This is a genomic window from Lactococcus sp. FSL K6-0773, assembly GCF_038006485.1.
GTDB lineage: Bacteria > Bacillota > Bacilli > Lactobacillales > Streptococcaceae > Lactococcus > Lactococcus lactis.
This window is the reverse complement of sequence record NZ_JBBOVF010000001.1, coordinates 901,492-915,387: the sequence shown is the minus strand read 5'-3', so window position 1 is coordinate 915,387 and position 13,896 is coordinate 901,492. Positions and strand designations below refer to the sequence as shown.

Annotated in this window: 13 protein-coding genes; all 13 read left to right on the top strand. The window is 34.2% G+C overall.

Features of this window, described 5'->3' with window-relative positions; genetic code table 11:
• The first annotated feature begins 132 nt into the window (after positions 1-132).
• Positions 133-1,386: an exodeoxyribonuclease VII large subunit gene (gene xseA, locus MHB61_RS04415; RefSeq protein ID WP_003131345.1), complete on the top strand. Its 1,254-nt coding sequence runs from the start codon at positions 133-135 to the stop codon at positions 1,384-1,386.
• Positions 1,386-1,625 (top strand): exodeoxyribonuclease VII small subunit, encoded by a 240-nt coding sequence (locus MHB61_RS04410; RefSeq protein WP_003131346.1) that lies wholly within the window; start codon positions 1,386-1,388, stop codon positions 1,623-1,625. The genes xseA and MHB61_RS04410 overlap by 1 nt, the downstream gene beginning before the upstream one ends.
• A 148-nt stretch (positions 1,626-1,773) precedes the next feature.
• Positions 1,774-2,931 carry a glycerate kinase family protein gene (locus tag MHB61_RS04405; RefSeq protein WP_003131347.1) on the top strand — a complete coding sequence of 386 codons (1,158 nt, stop codon included), beginning with the start codon at positions 1,774-1,776 and terminating at the stop codon, positions 2,929-2,931.
• Between the two features lie 81 nt (positions 2,932-3,012).
• Complete coding sequence (locus MHB61_RS04400; protein WP_003131348.1) at positions 3,013-3,870, top strand: polyprenyl synthetase family protein; 858 nt, start codon at positions 3,013-3,015, stop codon at positions 3,868-3,870.
• A 79-nt stretch (positions 3,871-3,949) separates the two neighbouring features.
• Positions 3,950-4,756, top strand: a complete 807-nt coding sequence (locus MHB61_RS04395) for a TlyA family RNA methyltransferase (RefSeq protein WP_003131349.1) — start codon at positions 3,950-3,952, stop codon at positions 4,754-4,756.
• Positions 4,753-5,199 carry an arginine repressor gene (locus MHB61_RS04390; RefSeq protein WP_003131351.1) on the top strand — a complete coding sequence of 149 codons (447 nt, stop codon included), beginning with the start codon at positions 4,753-4,755 and terminating at the stop codon, positions 5,197-5,199. The genes MHB61_RS04395 and MHB61_RS04390 overlap by 4 nt, the downstream gene beginning before the upstream one ends.
• A 147-nt stretch (positions 5,200-5,346) precedes the next feature.
• The gene (gene recN, locus MHB61_RS04385; RefSeq protein ID WP_003131352.1) at positions 5,347-7,014 is read left to right on the top strand and encodes a DNA repair protein RecN; all 1,668 of its coding nucleotides are present in this window, start codon (positions 5,347-5,349) and stop codon (positions 7,012-7,014) included.
• Positions 7,015-7,739: 725 nt separating this feature from the next.
• A complete protein-coding gene (locus MHB61_RS04380; protein ID WP_137016206.1) occupies positions 7,740-8,306 on the top strand; it encodes a TMEM175 family protein in 567 nt (188 codons plus the stop codon).
• A gap of 97 nt (positions 8,307-8,403) precedes the next feature.
• On the top strand, positions 8,404-8,925 hold the full coding sequence (locus MHB61_RS04375; RefSeq protein ID WP_003131354.1) for a DUF805 domain-containing protein: 522 nt from the start codon (positions 8,404-8,406) through the stop codon (positions 8,923-8,925).
• Positions 8,926-8,947: 22 nt separating this feature from the next.
• Positions 8,948-9,886, top strand: coding sequence for a DUF805 domain-containing protein (locus MHB61_RS04370; protein WP_003131355.1), 939 nt, complete (start codon positions 8,948-8,950; stop codon positions 9,884-9,886).
• A gap of 219 nt (positions 9,887-10,105) precedes the next feature.
• Positions 10,106-11,059 (top strand): 16S rRNA (cytosine(1402)-N(4))-methyltransferase RsmH, encoded by a 954-nt coding sequence (gene rsmH, locus MHB61_RS04365; RefSeq protein ID WP_010905597.1) that lies wholly within the window; start codon positions 10,106-10,108, stop codon positions 11,057-11,059.
• 157 nt (positions 11,060-11,216) lie between these two features.
• Positions 11,217-11,597 carry a cell division protein FtsL gene (ftsL2, locus tag MHB61_RS04360; protein ID WP_003131357.1) on the top strand — a complete coding sequence of 127 codons (381 nt, stop codon included), beginning with the start codon at positions 11,217-11,219 and terminating at the stop codon, positions 11,595-11,597.
• A complete protein-coding gene (locus tag MHB61_RS04355; RefSeq protein WP_137016204.1) occupies positions 11,594-13,885 on the top strand; it encodes a penicillin-binding protein in 2,292 nt (763 codons plus the stop codon). Before ftsL2 ends, MHB61_RS04355 begins: the two co-directional genes overlap by 4 nt.
• Positions 13,886-13,896 lie beyond the last annotated feature (11 nt).

Here is a 13,896-nt window from a genome sequence, read left to right as displayed (position 1 = left end):
TTTCTAAGGACTTATTTTTAAGTTAGAAGTTTTTTGAAGATAAACTTTTTACTTTTTTTCGATTTTAGCAGTAGAAATTTTACTAACAGAATGATTAGTAAAAAGATTAATTGAGAACTAAAGAGTGAGGGAATGACAGAATATTTATCAGTATCAACCTTAACAAAATATTTAAAAGCGAAATTTGACCGTGATCCATATCTTGAACGGGTTTATTTGACAGGAGAAATTTCAAATTTTAGAAGAAGACCAAATCATCAATATTTTGCACTTAAAGATGAGGGCGCTGTGATTCAAGCTACGATGTGGGCGGGACAATTTCGCAAATTAGACTTTGAATTAGAAGAAGGGATGAAAGTTTTGGCTGTCGGTCGAATCAGTATTTATCCACCTTCTGGCTCTTATTCTATAAATATTGAAAGTTTAGTTCCAGATGGCGTTGGAGCTCTTGCGGTTAAGTTTGAACAGTTGAAGAAAAAGCTGACTGCTGAAGGGCTATTTGAACAACGTTGGAAACAAACTTTGCCACAATTTTCTAAGAAAATAGCTGTGGTAACTAGCCCGTCAGGAGCGGTCATTCGAGATATTATCACGACGGTTCAACGTCGTTTTCCGATGAGTCAAATCGTTCTTTATCCGACAAAAGTTCAAGGACAAGGTTCGGCTGAAGAAATTGCTGGAAATATCCGTCGAGCTAATCAACGTGGTGATTTTGATGTCATGATTATTGGTCGTGGTGGTGGGTCTATCGAAGATTTATGGGGATTTAATGAAGAAATTGTGGTTCGAGCAATTTTTGAATCACGTATTCCAATTATTTCATCGGTTGGACATGAAACAGATGTGACTTTAGCTGATTTTGTTGCTGATAGTCGTGCAGCGACTCCAACAGCGGCAGCCGAATTAGCAACACCAAATACGAAGGTTGATTTAATAAATTGGGCGAATGAGCAGGAAAAACGACTTTTTAACCGCTTAACACATGTAATTAAAATAAGGCGTGAACGAGTAGATAAATTAAGCCAGTCAGTCGTTTTTAGACAGCCAGAACGCTTGTACGATGGACACTTACAAAAACTTGACCGTCTGTGTGAACGTTTGTCAGTGCTGACGGAAAATAAAGTTGCAAATATGAAACACCGTTATGAGCTGTCAGCTGGGAAATTAATTCCGACTTACGGAAAGATAGTTGAAGCTAAAAAGAATAAGACGGAGCAACTTTATCAGTCTTTACTTTTATTAGATATTTCGAAAATAAAAGCGCGTGGTTTTTCCCTCGTTACTGACGAAAAGGGAAAGATTATTAAATCCGTAAGTGATGTGAAAAAAGGTCAGACTTTAGATGTTGAATTGACTGACGGAAAAGTAATAGTGGAGGTAAAATAATGGCAACCAAAAAAGAAGATGTAAAATTTGAAGATAATTTGGCAGAGTTAGAAAATATTGTTCGTAAGTTGGAATCTGGTGATGTAGCATTGGAAGATGCTATTGCTGAATTTCAAAAAGGAATGAAAATTTCGGAAACCTTGAAAAAAACACTCAATGAAGCGGAAGAAACATTAGTAAAAATAGTTGGAAAAAATGATCAGGAGAGTGATTTCTCTCCGGAACAGAAAGACTATTAAAATAAAAAACCTTTGATTTTTCAAGGTTTTTTATTTTAAACAAAATTTTACTGACAAAAAAGCCTATTATTCTAATATCAATCTTATTTGTTATATACTAATAGTAGATAGAGTTATGGTCAAGTCTTTTATAGAAAGAGTAGATTAAATGAAGAAAAAATTTGTATTAGCGCCAGATTCTTTCAAAGAAAGTTTGAGTGCGCTGGAAGTTTGTCAAGCAATGGAAAAAGGAATTAAAAAAGTTTTTCCTAAAGCTGAAATAATTTCTATGCCAATGGCTGACGGTGGTGAGGGGACAACAGATGCTTTGATTGATGCAACGGGTGGACGACGGGTATATAAAAAAGTACAAGGTTCATTTGCAAATACAAATGTAGAGGCCTATTTTGGTATTTTGGGAAACTCAAATACGGCGGTCATTGAGATGGCAAAGGCAAATGGTCTGGAATTGGTTGCTTTGGAAGATAGAAATCCAATGATTACATCAACCTATGGAACAGGACAATTAATTAAGGCTGCAATGGATGAAGGAGTAGATAAAATCATCATTGGCATTGGTGGAAGTGCGACTAATGACGGTGGCTCTGGAATGGCTCGTGCTTTGGGAGCTAAATTTTTAAATAAAGACCAAGAAGAGATTCCACTTGGTGGAGGTTTCCTTAAAGAAGTTAGAACAATTGATATGAGTGATTTTGACCCAAGAGTGGAAGAAATTGAAATATTAATTGCTACTGATGTCACCAATCCTTTAACCGGAAATAATGGCGCTTCTTATGTTTTTGGACCACAAAAGGGAGCAACTGAGGAAATGGTCAAAGTATTGGATGAAAACTTGAAGCATTATGCAGAAATTGTTCATAATGATCTGGGGAAAGATGTTAAAAATAAACCGGGAGCTGGTGCAGCAGGTGGTTTGGGAGCAGGTTTGCTTGCTTTTACCAATGCAAAAATGCAATTAGGAATTGAGCTTGTTGCACAAACAATATACTTAGAAGATAAAATTAAAGAAGCTGATTATGTATTTACAGGTGAAGGTGGAATGGATTATCAGACAAAATTTGGTAAAGCACCCTATGGCGTCTGTAAAATTGCTAAAAAATACAAGAAACCTTGCTTTGCTTTGGCAGGATATATTGGGGATGGAGCAGATGTTCTTTATGACGAAGGAATGACCGCTATTTTTGGTGTTTTGAGTCAAGCACAATCTTTGTCAGATGCCTTGGCTGACGGCGCAAAGAACGTTGAGCGAACGAGTGAAAATATTACAAGAGTATTAGCAATGAATGAGCAAAAGGCTCACTTATAAAAATGAAATGGATTTAAAAAATAAAAAAATTTCCACAAATCATCACGGTTTTTAGCCGTGAATTTTGGTATAATTAGGGTAATGGATACGAAGATACTAAAGTTAGAAGACTTTTTAACTGAATTTTATGAAAGCGCTGAATTTCCAACTGGCTTAGCCGAATCAGCAAAATATTCTTTATTGGCAGGCGGTAAACGAATTCGCCCCCTCCTTTTTTTAAACCTATTAGAGGCTTTTGATTTAGAATTGAGTAAGGCTCATTATCATGTGGCAGCCGCACTTGAGATGATTCATACGGGTTCTTTAATCCATGATGACTTACCAGCAATGGATAATGATGATTATCGTCGAGGGCAGTTAACTAATCACAAGAAATTTGACGAGGCAACTGCAATTTTAGCTGGTGATACTTTATTTTTTGACCCTTTCTTTATCCTTTCAACTGCTGATTTATCCGCAGAAATAATAGTAGCGTTGACGCGTGAATTGGCCTTTGCTTCAGGTTCTTATGGAATGGTTGCGGGTCAAATCTTGGATATGGCTGGTGAAGGAAAAGAGTTGACATTAGCTGAAATTGAGCAGATTCATCGCTTGAAAACTGGGCGACTTTTAACTTTTCCTTTTGTAGCTGCTGGAATTGTTGCTCAAAAATCAACGGATGAAGTTGAAAAACTTCGTCAAGTGGGGCAAATTTTGGGATTGGCTTTTCAAATTCGAGACGATATTTTAGATGTCACAGCAACTTTTGCTGAGCTTGGAAAAACACCAGGTAAGGATATTTTAGAGGAGAAATCAACATATGTTGCTCATTTAGGACTTGAGGGAGCAAAAAAATCACTGACAGGAAATTTGTCAGAAGTTAAAAAATTACTGACAGACTTATCAGTTACTGACAGCTCTGAAATTTTTAAAATTATTGAGCAATTGGAAGTGAAATAAAAAAAATAGAAATATAAAAAGAAATTATTAGTTACATTTCTAAGAAAAATACGTATAATTACTATAAAGAAAGATCTACATGAAAGAAAGAATTGACGTACTTGCCACGAATCAAGGTTTGTTTGAAACACGAGAGCAGGCCAAAAGAGGAGTAATGGCTGGTCTAGTTGTTGATAGTAAATCAGGAGAGCGTTACGATAAACCTGGTCAGAAAATTGATGATGGAACAGAACTTCGTCTTAAAGGTGAAAAGTTAAGATATGTTAGTCGAGGAGGGTTAAAATTAGAAAAGGCTCTTAAAGAATTTCATTTAGAAATTAATGGAAAAACTTGTCTTGATATTGGTTCTTCAACTGGTGGTTTTACTGATGTAATGCTTCAAAATGGTGCCAAATTAGTCTATGCTTTAGATGTTGGAACCAATCAATTGGCTTGGAAAATTCGCTCAGATGAACGCGTTGTCGTTATGGAACAATTTAATTTCCGAAATGCTGTTTTAGCTGACTTTGAACAAGGAAGACCGTCATTTACTAGTATAGATGTTAGTTTTATTTCTTTAGATTTAATTCTACCGCCACTTTATGAAATTTTGGAAAAAAATGGCGAAGTAGCAGCTCTTATTAAACCGCAGTTTGAAGCGGGACGTGAACAAGTCGGAAAAAATGGAATTATTCGTGACCCCAAAGTTCACCAAATGACTATTGAAAAAGTTTTAAAAACAGCCACTCAACTTGGTTTTTCAGTAAAAGGTTTGACCTTTTCGCCAATCAAGGGTGGGGCTGGAAACGTTGAATTTCTTGTCCATTTACTTAAAGATGGAAAAGCAGAAATTGCTCAGCAGGTTAATATTGAATCAGTTTTACAAAAAGAAAGTGAAGAACTATGAAAAGAGAAGACCGATTAAACTTTATTGCTCAATTTATCCGTGAAAACGAAATTAAAACGCAAGAAGAACTTGTGAATACCCTCTTAACTCATGGAATTGACGTTACTCAAGCGACCGTTTCCCGCGATATTAAATCACTTGCCCTAATCAAGGTGCCAGCTGAATCTGGTGGTTATCGTTATGATTTACCAAAAAACAAGGAAGTTTTACAGTCAAGCCTTCATAAAGCCTTAGCTTTTGATGCAATTACGGGAACAAAAATCAAAGATAATATGCTCTGGATTCTTGCTAATCCAGGGACAACAAGTCTTGTGAAAAATTATCTTTTGGAAGAATATAGCGATGATATTTTTTCAATCATTATTGATGATGATAGTGCTTTAGTTATTTTTGAAATGGAAGAAGATGCTAAAAATCTTTATAATTTACTGACAGAATTTTAAATTTACTGACAAGAATATTGTGACAAAATTCTGCTGAATATTTTGAGCGAATTAATAGCTGTCAGTAAAAAAAGAATCAAAGTAGGAAAGATAAGGTTATTGGGTTACTAATAGCCTTGTCATTTATTTTTGAGAAAGGAAATTTTGATGTTACAAGAGATTTCAATCAAAAATTTTGCAATTATTGAAGAAATTCATCTATCCTTTGAGAGTGGAATGACGATTTTAACTGGGGAAACTGGTGCGGGAAAATCAATAATTATTGATGCAATGTCTTTATTATTAGGTGGGCGTGCTTCGAGTGATTTTGTGCGGCATGGGGCAAACAAAGCCGAAATAGAAGGTCTCTTTTTCTTTGATAAAACTCCAGAATTGAAGGCGGTATTATTAGAACTTGGCTTTGAAGAAGTAGATTCTGAAATTATTTTAAGACGTGAGATTTTTGCTAATGGTCGTTCCGTTTGTCGAATCAATGGTCAAATGGTTAATTTAGCTACGCTAAGACAAGTGGGTGAATTATTAGTTGATATTCATGGTCAACACGATAGCCAAGAATTGATGAACCCGAAAAGCCATCTTCGTTTACTTGATGAATTTGGTGACGAAGCCTTTGATCAGATAAAAAATAATTACAAACTCAAATTTGAAAACTTCAAAAATTTGCGTCAACAGCTCAATTTACGACAAAAAAATGAGCAAGAATTTGCTCAAAGAATTGAAATTCTTCAATTTCAGGCTGAAGAAATTGAAGCGGCGGAAATTAATCTTGAAGAAGATGAACAATTAGTTAATCGCCGAGAAAAGTTAAATAATATTAAAAATATTGCTGATTCGCTTAGTAGTGCTTATCTAGCGCTTGATGATGAAGATAATGATTATTCAAGTCTTAATAATATCCGAACAACAATGACAGAATTGGATAAAATTAGTAACTTTGATAATGACTATCAAGAACTTGCTGACAAGACAGCTGAAAGTTATTATGTATTAGAAGAAGTTGCTAATCAAATTCAAAGAATCATGAGTGATTTAGAATTTAATCCAGCTGAACTTTTACAAATTGAAGACCGGATTATGACCTTGACCACTTTGAAGAAAAAATATGGGCCAGAACTGTCCGATGTGATGAACTATTTAGAGAAAGTCCAACTTGAACTCTCAGAACTGACGGGTTCGGAAAATGACTCAGAAAATCTAGAAAATTCAGTTAAAGTTGCACAAGTTCAACTCATTGAAGCAAGTAAAAAACTTAATGAAGCGCGCCATAAAATTGCCAAAGAAGTTGAAAAAGATATTAAACACGAACTTTCTGAGCTTTATATGGAAAAAGCTGATTTCAAAGTTAGTTTTGAAGGGGCAAAGTTTTCGGCAAACGGGAATGAGCATGTTGAATTTTTTATTCAAACCAATCCGGGAGAAGGATTTAAACCGCTGGCAAAAACAGCTTCGGGTGGTGAACTTTCACGTTTAATGCTCGCTATAAAATCAAGCTTTTCAAGACGTGAAAATAAAACAGCCATTGTTTTTGATGAGGTCGATACTGGTGTTTCTGGTCGTGTTGCTCAAGCGATTGCTAATAAAATATATAAAATTGCTAGACATGGGCAAGTTCTTGCAATTTCTCACCTTCCACAAGTTGTGGCCATTGCCGATAGACAATTTTATATTGAAAAAGCTTCAACCGATGACATTACTACTTCCACAGTTAGAAAATTAAACGCTGAAGAAAGAGTAAATGAAATTGCGAAAATGCTTGCTGGTGAAGATTTAACTAAAGAAGCCTTAGCTCAGGCTAAACGTTTATTGAGCAAATAAATCGAATATTATTAAGAAAAAGTCTTGATTTTTAATCAGGGCTTTTTATCTTTTAAATGACGAAATCGTAATTAGTGTAAAATTGCAACCACAAATGTGTATAAACCGAAAATAATAAATGTTAAAATTAAATTGTAGTTACACTATTAAAAATATTGGAGTATATGTGAAAGTAAATAAAATTTGGGTTTTAATCATTTTGGTCTGTTTGTTTTTTTCAATTTATGGGCATTATAATCAAAATTATTTTTTCTTGTTCGTAGGTATTGTTGGTGCCTGTGCGGGAATAATCTGTATGTTATGCGAAATGCTGATCCAAATTCTTAGAAATCAAAAGATAAAAAAATAAATTTTAAAAAGCTAGTTTTAGATAAATTTCTTTGAGTTGTTAGCAAATGTTACTGACAAGCCTTTTGAAAAAGGCTAAAATATCTTTATATACTATGTGCCAACTTCCAAGTCAAAGAGCCATAGATAAAAACGCCTTCTCCTATATAAGATAAGGGCGTTTTTATTATAAATTCGAAGCCTCAATTTATTGGGGCTTTTTATCTCCAAAGGAGATATTATGAAGTAAAATTAGATTTTTTACCATTAAGAACTTCTGTTAAAGTTCTTTTATGAATTAAACTCAATATGTTATAATGAGATATCAACCATAGTACTGAAAGGAGAGGTTTGTAATTTAAAAACTGAAGTCGTATTTTATAATTTAGTAGTTAAAAATGAGTAAAACACGTTTAGAAGCATTTACGGATGCTGTCATCGCAATTATCATGACTGTCTTAGTTTTAGAATTGGTCCGTCCAGATTCAGATAGCTTACAAAGTTTTATTGCTTTACTTCCGCATCTGGGTGTCTATTTTGTAAGTTTTTTTATACTGGCTATTAACTGGGTCAATCACCATCATCTTTTTCAAAGCATCAAAAGAATTAATGGAAAAGTTCTATGGATAAATATTAGTTTTCTTTTTGTCTTATCACTTATTCCTATTTTTTCTAACTGGGTATCAATCTATCCTAATTCATTTATCCCAGAATTAGGCTATGTGATTATCTTTTTCTTCGGGAATTTTATTTATCTACTTTTGACAAGAGAATTATTGAAAATCAATGGACATCGTAAGACGTCTGAGACAACGATTAGAAAAAATATCCTAAGTGTTGTGCTCAATATTGTCAGTATTTTATTAGGTTATTTTATAGCTCCAGTAATCATGCTTGTTGGTTCAGCCTTAATTTTTTCAATGTGGGTGATTCCAGATAAAAATATTGAAAAAATGTTTAAATAATCTTTTAATAAAAATATGAGTTTACTTAATAAAAAAGTTTGGAATAAATAACTGACCTTCTGTCAGTAAATAATATTATAAGTAAAGAGGAATAACAATGATTAAAGCATACATCAAATATTGGAAAAAAGCAGGAGATTTAAAATCTTATTCAAATCGTTCGGATTATTGGTGGGTTTTCTTGACTAATTCAATCATATTTGCGATTCTCAGCATTTTAAACTTTATGGTGACAATCCCTAAAGCTGGGAAAATAATGAGCCAATCTGCAACTTTATCACAAAAAGAAATTATTCAACAGGTGACAGACTTATATGCCAACCCCACGGGTGGAGCATTAGTAATAGTTATTGTTACAGCTCTCATTGGTCTAGCTATTCTTGTTCCTAATATCAGTTTGACAGCTCGTCGTTTACGTGATGCTAGGTTTCCTTGGTGGATTGCTCTTGTTTTTGGAGTAGCTGCAATTTATGGGCTGGTTACAATGTTTATTCATCAAGATCTTCTAGCAAAAATGGGTTATTTTGTTGGATTTATCAATTTCATTATTTATATTCTTTGCCTTTTTCCAACCAAATATGGCATTGACGAAGAAGATGATTCAAGAACTTATGAATAATTAAAAAATAGAGAGGTAAAATATGGTTCAAGCTTATAAAAAATTTTGGCTGGGAGCTTTCACTTTCAATAAAAAAACCAGTCGTAAAGATTTTTGGTCAGCCTTATTAACTCATATCATAATATTTGTCATCTTGTTTAAAGCTTATCATTTCTTTAATCTACTAGATTTTTATCAACTAACGACTTTATGGCAAACTTTTGCTTCATTCTTTCAATTAATATTTAATCTATATTTCTTTGGAAGTTTATTGTCCTTCATTGCTCTAACTGTTCGGAGATTGAATGATGCAGATTTACCTTGGGGACTTATTTTTCTTAATTTTATCCTTGGTCTAGGAACTCTTGTGCTCTTGATACTTAACCTATTTCCAAGTTCGCCTAGAGCTTTAAAATTCAAGGAATACGAGATTAATTCTTCTCAAGAATTTAATAATTTACCAGAGACAAAGACATTATCAGGTATATTCAAGGACTATTTTAAAAATTACTTTGAATTTCGCGGAAGAACGACAAGAAGAAATTTTTGGTGGGTGCAACTGTTTTGGGGACTGACCGTTATTCTTTTTCTGTTTTTAATCTATCTTTTCAATCAATTTGAACAAATAATGTTTGGCTATAATTTTATTGGTAGTATGGTCTTGCGTTTATTCTTTTTCCTATTTATCTTAGGAACATTTTTCCCACAACTTACGATTCATGTAAGACGCTTAAGAGATGCTGGTTTGAGTAATTTAGGATTATCACTTTTGTTAGGTGGAACAAGTGGAATATTAATTTTCTATCAAATGTTCACGAAGACATTAAAAATAACATATACAACCGGTCACTATCAATTAGTTCAATATCTCTTATTTTTACTAGTAATGATTGCAGTATTGAGTTTAATTCTTGTAGAAGTAATGGCGACAGGAGAATTAAAAACGAATAAAAAAAATTCTTTATTTGAAAAAATAGACTGATTAATTTCAGTCTATTTTTAGTATTAATTGTTAAACTATAAAAAGTCATGTTTACACAACTTGTAAATTGAATTGACATCAAAGAAGCCAGTAATAGATGCAAATGCAGTTCATGTAAGCCTTTTTATTAAAAAAATCTTTACATAATCATGTAAACTACTACAAAAATAGAAAAAAAGTGATATAATAAACTGTAAGTATACAAGGAGGACGGCGCTCTTGCCAAAAACAATAGCATTTAAGCATGATACAGTCTTACTACATGAAACCGTAGATATGCTTGAAGTAAAGCCAAATGGAATTTATGTTGATGCGACACTAGGTGGCGCAGGACATAGTGAGTATCTTCTTAGTAAACTGACTAATGGTCATCTTTATTCATTTGACCAGGATGAAACTGCTCATGAAAACGCAAAAGTACGCTTAAGTGAGCAACTTGCAGAAGATAAAGTAACATTGATTAAAAGTAATTTTCGCTATCTTAAATCAGCTTTAGCTGAATTAGGAGTCACGAAAATTGATGGAATTCTTTATGATTTAGGAGTTTCCAGCCCACAATTCGATGATAGTCAACGAGGTTTCTCTTATAAAAAAGAGGCAAGATTAGACATGCGGATGGACCAAAATCAAACTCTTTCTGCTTATGAAGTTGTAAATGATTATCCTTACGAAGCATTAGTTCGCATTTTTTTCCGCTACGGCGAAGATAAATTCTCTAAACAAATTGCTCGTAAGATTGAACAAGCAAGAAAAATTAAACCTATTGAGACAACAATTGAGCTTGCAGATTTAATAAAATCTGCATTGCCTCAAAAAGAACTCAAGAAAAAAGGGCATCCAGCCAAACGCATTTTCCAAGCGATTCGTATTGAAGTAAATGATGAACTTGGAGCAGCGGAAGAATCAATCGAACAAGCCATTGATTTATTAAAAGTTGATGGTCGAATCTCGGTAATTACTTTCCATTCTTTGGAAGATCGTTTAACAAAAACAATTTTCAAAGAATATAGTACAGTTAATGTTCCCAAGGGATTACCGATGCTTCCTAAAGATATGGAAGCTAAACTAAAATTGATTAATCGCAAACCAGTTCTTGCAAGCGAAGAAGAACTCGAATTTAATAATCGAGCTCATAGTGCAAAATTAAGAGTAGCGCAAAAACAAAGAGATTAATCAAATAACAAGTTGGTCTAATAAAGAGGGTTTTCCCACTTGAGGATTGTTTTTGGATGTCTTATATAAATGAAATAACAATATTTAGCTTTTCTCTTTTCAATGGTGAAGAGAGTAAGCTGAATTTCTTTAGTAAGATAAACGAGTGGAGGCAAAGATGGCAGCACAGCCTAAAGAATACTTCGATATAGAAACTGCGGCGAAAAAAGATAGTTATCTCATTGATACGGAAACTTTAGCGCCAGAAGTTCTAGCAAGTAAGTTTAAAAAGTTTTCTGGTGTTGAAAAGGTATTCTATCTGACAATGGTAGTTGCTGCTTTAGTGTTGGCTGTTGGTCTACTTTATGTTAAGACTAAGACACTTGAAGTTCAAGGAAATACAATGGACTTACGTTCAAAAATTTCTCAAGAAACAACCCGAAAAACTGAGTATGATCAACAAATTTTAGATTTAACATCAGGTACTAAAGTGCTTGATACGGCGAATAAAGCTGATTTAAAACAAAATCCTTCTAATGTATTGAAAGCAACGAAATGATAAAATTTTTAAAAAAACTAATTTTCTTTCCTTTTAGAAAAGTATCACGAAATGCCCGAAAAACGAATTGGAGTACAGAAAGAAATCGTAAACGAGTAGGTAAGAGCCTGTTTTTCCTAGCTATTGCGCTGTTTACGGTTTTTATATTTCGTTTTGTCTGGCTAATTACCGTCAATCATGTCGGTGGAACCAATCTTACAACGATGGCCAAGAGCAACTATCAAAGCACAGAAACAGTTCATGCGAAGCGTGGAACAATATATGACCGTACAGGTGCGGCTATTGCGGTAGACTCAAGTACCTATACAATTTATGCTGTAATTGATAAAACACAGGTTGATTCAAATGGAAATCCTCTTTATATTGATAAGAAAGATTTTACCAAAGTTGAAGATTTCTTAAATAGTAAACTTGGAATTGACCGCGATTTAATTAAAAAGCAGCTCAATTCTAAATTGAAACAAGTTCAATTTGGCCCTAAAGGTAGTGATATCTCTCTTGAAAAAATGAAAGAGATTCAAAAAGCGGCTGAGAATGAAAAAATTGTTGGACTTGGTTTCACGGCAAATATTTCTCGTTCTTATCCTTTTGGAAATTTTGCTTCTCAATTTATTGGTATTGCTCGTCCTAAAGATGAAAATGGTACTCAAGATCTCAAGGGTGATATGGGCTTGGAAAAAGCCTTCAATAATGTTTTGAGTGGTGAAAATGGTAAAGAAACTTATCAAAAAGATATCTATGGTCGCCCAATTCCAGGAACAACTAAAGTCATTGAACCTGTTAAAAATGGTCAAGACGTTTATACTACACTTGATGCACAACTTCAAAGAAATCTTGAAGGATATATGGACAAGGCGGCTACGGATACTGGAGCACAACAACTTTCAGGAACTTTAGTTGATGCTCATACCGGTGAGATTTTAGCAACAAGTCAACGTCCAACCTATACGGCAACAACGATCAATGATGCTGAGAAACAAAAGTATTTCACTTGGAACAGTTTGCTCTCACAATCAGCCTTTGAACCGGGTTCAACATTTAAAACTTTCTTGATGGCTGGAGCGCTTGATAGTGGAAAAGTAAATCTTAATGAAACTTACCAACGGAAACTTCAAGTTTATGATACAACGATTAATGACTGGGATGTAACAGAAAATAAAAGTTATACTTTGCCAGAAACCGTAACCTATGCTCAAGGTTTTGCTTTATCTTCAAATATTGGGATGAGTAAAATTGAAATGAATATGGGAGATGCTTTATGGGGAAGTTATCTTAATAAATTTAAATTTGGTCTTAAAGTAAGAGCCGGTTTAGATGGTGAAAATCCGGGAGCCCTTCCTTCGTCAAATGCCGTTTCGCAAATTCAATCTTCATTTGGTCAAGGGGTTGCGGTTACTCCACTTCAATTGATTAGAGGTTGGACGGCTATTGCTGGAAATGGAACAATGCTTGAGCCACATATTGTCAGCAAAGTAGTAGATCCGAATACAAAAACAAGTTTGACTTCTAAAGCAGAAGTTGTTGGACATCCGGTCTCTAATGATGCAGCAAGTGGTGTGCGTGATTTGATGTTAACAGTAAATACTGACCCTGTTTACGGAACATCTTATTCAACAAGTGGCGATTCTGAGCAAAATCTTGCTGCTGGTCCTTTATTTATGGTCAATGGTGAACCGGCTGCGGTTAAAACGGGGACGGCCCAAATTGCCTCAACAACGGGTGGTTATATGACAGGTTCTCAAGATTACCTTTACTCTGCTGTTGTGATGTATCCTGCTAAGAATCCTGATTTTATTTTCTATATGAATGTAAAAATTCCTACAGAAAGTTGGACACTTAAATATATTGCTCGAGTGGCAAATCCATTGTTAACAAGTGCTGAAGCAATGAAAAATGATTTATCAGTTAGTGCTGATACTGATACTAAAGCTGGTAAAGTGACCATTGAGAATTATAAAGGCAAAGATTCAGGAGATACTGCTGATAGCTTACGCCGCACTGTCCTTAGTCCAGTTATTATCGGGACAGGGGCAAAAGTAACTGCTCAATCGATTGCTGAAGGTGAAAAAGTTTCAGCAAATTCACGAATTTTACTTTTGACGAATGATAAAGATCAGGTGATGCCTGATATGTATGATTGGTCGAAAAAAGAAGTTGAGCAATTGGCTAATTGGTTTGGAATTAAAGTAACTTATGAAGGGTCAGGAAATAAAGTCTTGACTCAAAGTATCGAAACTTCTACCAATGTTAAAAAAGGTCAAACTCTAACTGTTAAAATGGGAAATTAAAAATTATTAAT

Bases quoted from the DNA above. Each gene is read 5' to 3' on its own strand.
- MHB61_RS04370 (WP_003131355.1), top strand. From the start codon at position 8,948: ATGGTTCAAGCTTATAAAAAATTTTGGCTGGGAGCTTTCACTTTCAAT.
- MHB61_RS04400 (WP_003131348.1), top strand. From the start codon at position 3,013: ATGGATACGAAGATACTAAAGTTAGAAGACTTTTTAACTGAATTTTAT.
- MHB61_RS04375 (WP_003131354.1), top strand. From the start codon at position 8,404: ATGATTAAAGCATACATCAAATATTGGAAAAAAGCAGGAGATTTAAAA.
- recN (WP_003131352.1), top strand. From the start codon at position 5,347: ATGTTACAAGAGATTTCAATCAAAAATTTTGCAATTATTGAAGAAATT.
- MHB61_RS04395 (WP_003131349.1), top strand. From the start codon at position 3,950: ATGAAAGAAAGAATTGACGTACTTGCCACGAATCAAGGTTTGTTTGAA.
- MHB61_RS04410 (WP_003131346.1), top strand. From the start codon at position 1,386: ATGGCAACCAAAAAAGAAGATGTAAAATTTGAAGATAATTTGGCAGAG.
- MHB61_RS04390 (WP_003131351.1), top strand. From the start codon at position 4,753: ATGAAAAGAGAAGACCGATTAAACTTTATTGCTCAATTTATCCGTGAA.
- MHB61_RS04380 (WP_137016206.1), top strand. From the start codon at position 7,740: ATGAGTAAAACACGTTTAGAAGCATTTACGGATGCTGTCATCGCAATT.
- xseA (WP_003131345.1), top strand. From the start codon at position 133: ATGACAGAATATTTATCAGTATCAACCTTAACAAAATATTTAAAAGCG.
- MHB61_RS04355 (WP_137016204.1), top strand. From the start codon at position 11,594: ATGATAAAATTTTTAAAAAAACTAATTTTCTTTCCTTTTAGAAAAGTA.
- ftsL2 (WP_003131357.1), top strand. From the start codon at position 11,217: ATGGCAGCACAGCCTAAAGAATACTTCGATATAGAAACTGCGGCGAAA.
- MHB61_RS04405 (WP_003131347.1), top strand. From the start codon at position 1,774: ATGAAGAAAAAATTTGTATTAGCGCCAGATTCTTTCAAAGAAAGTTTG.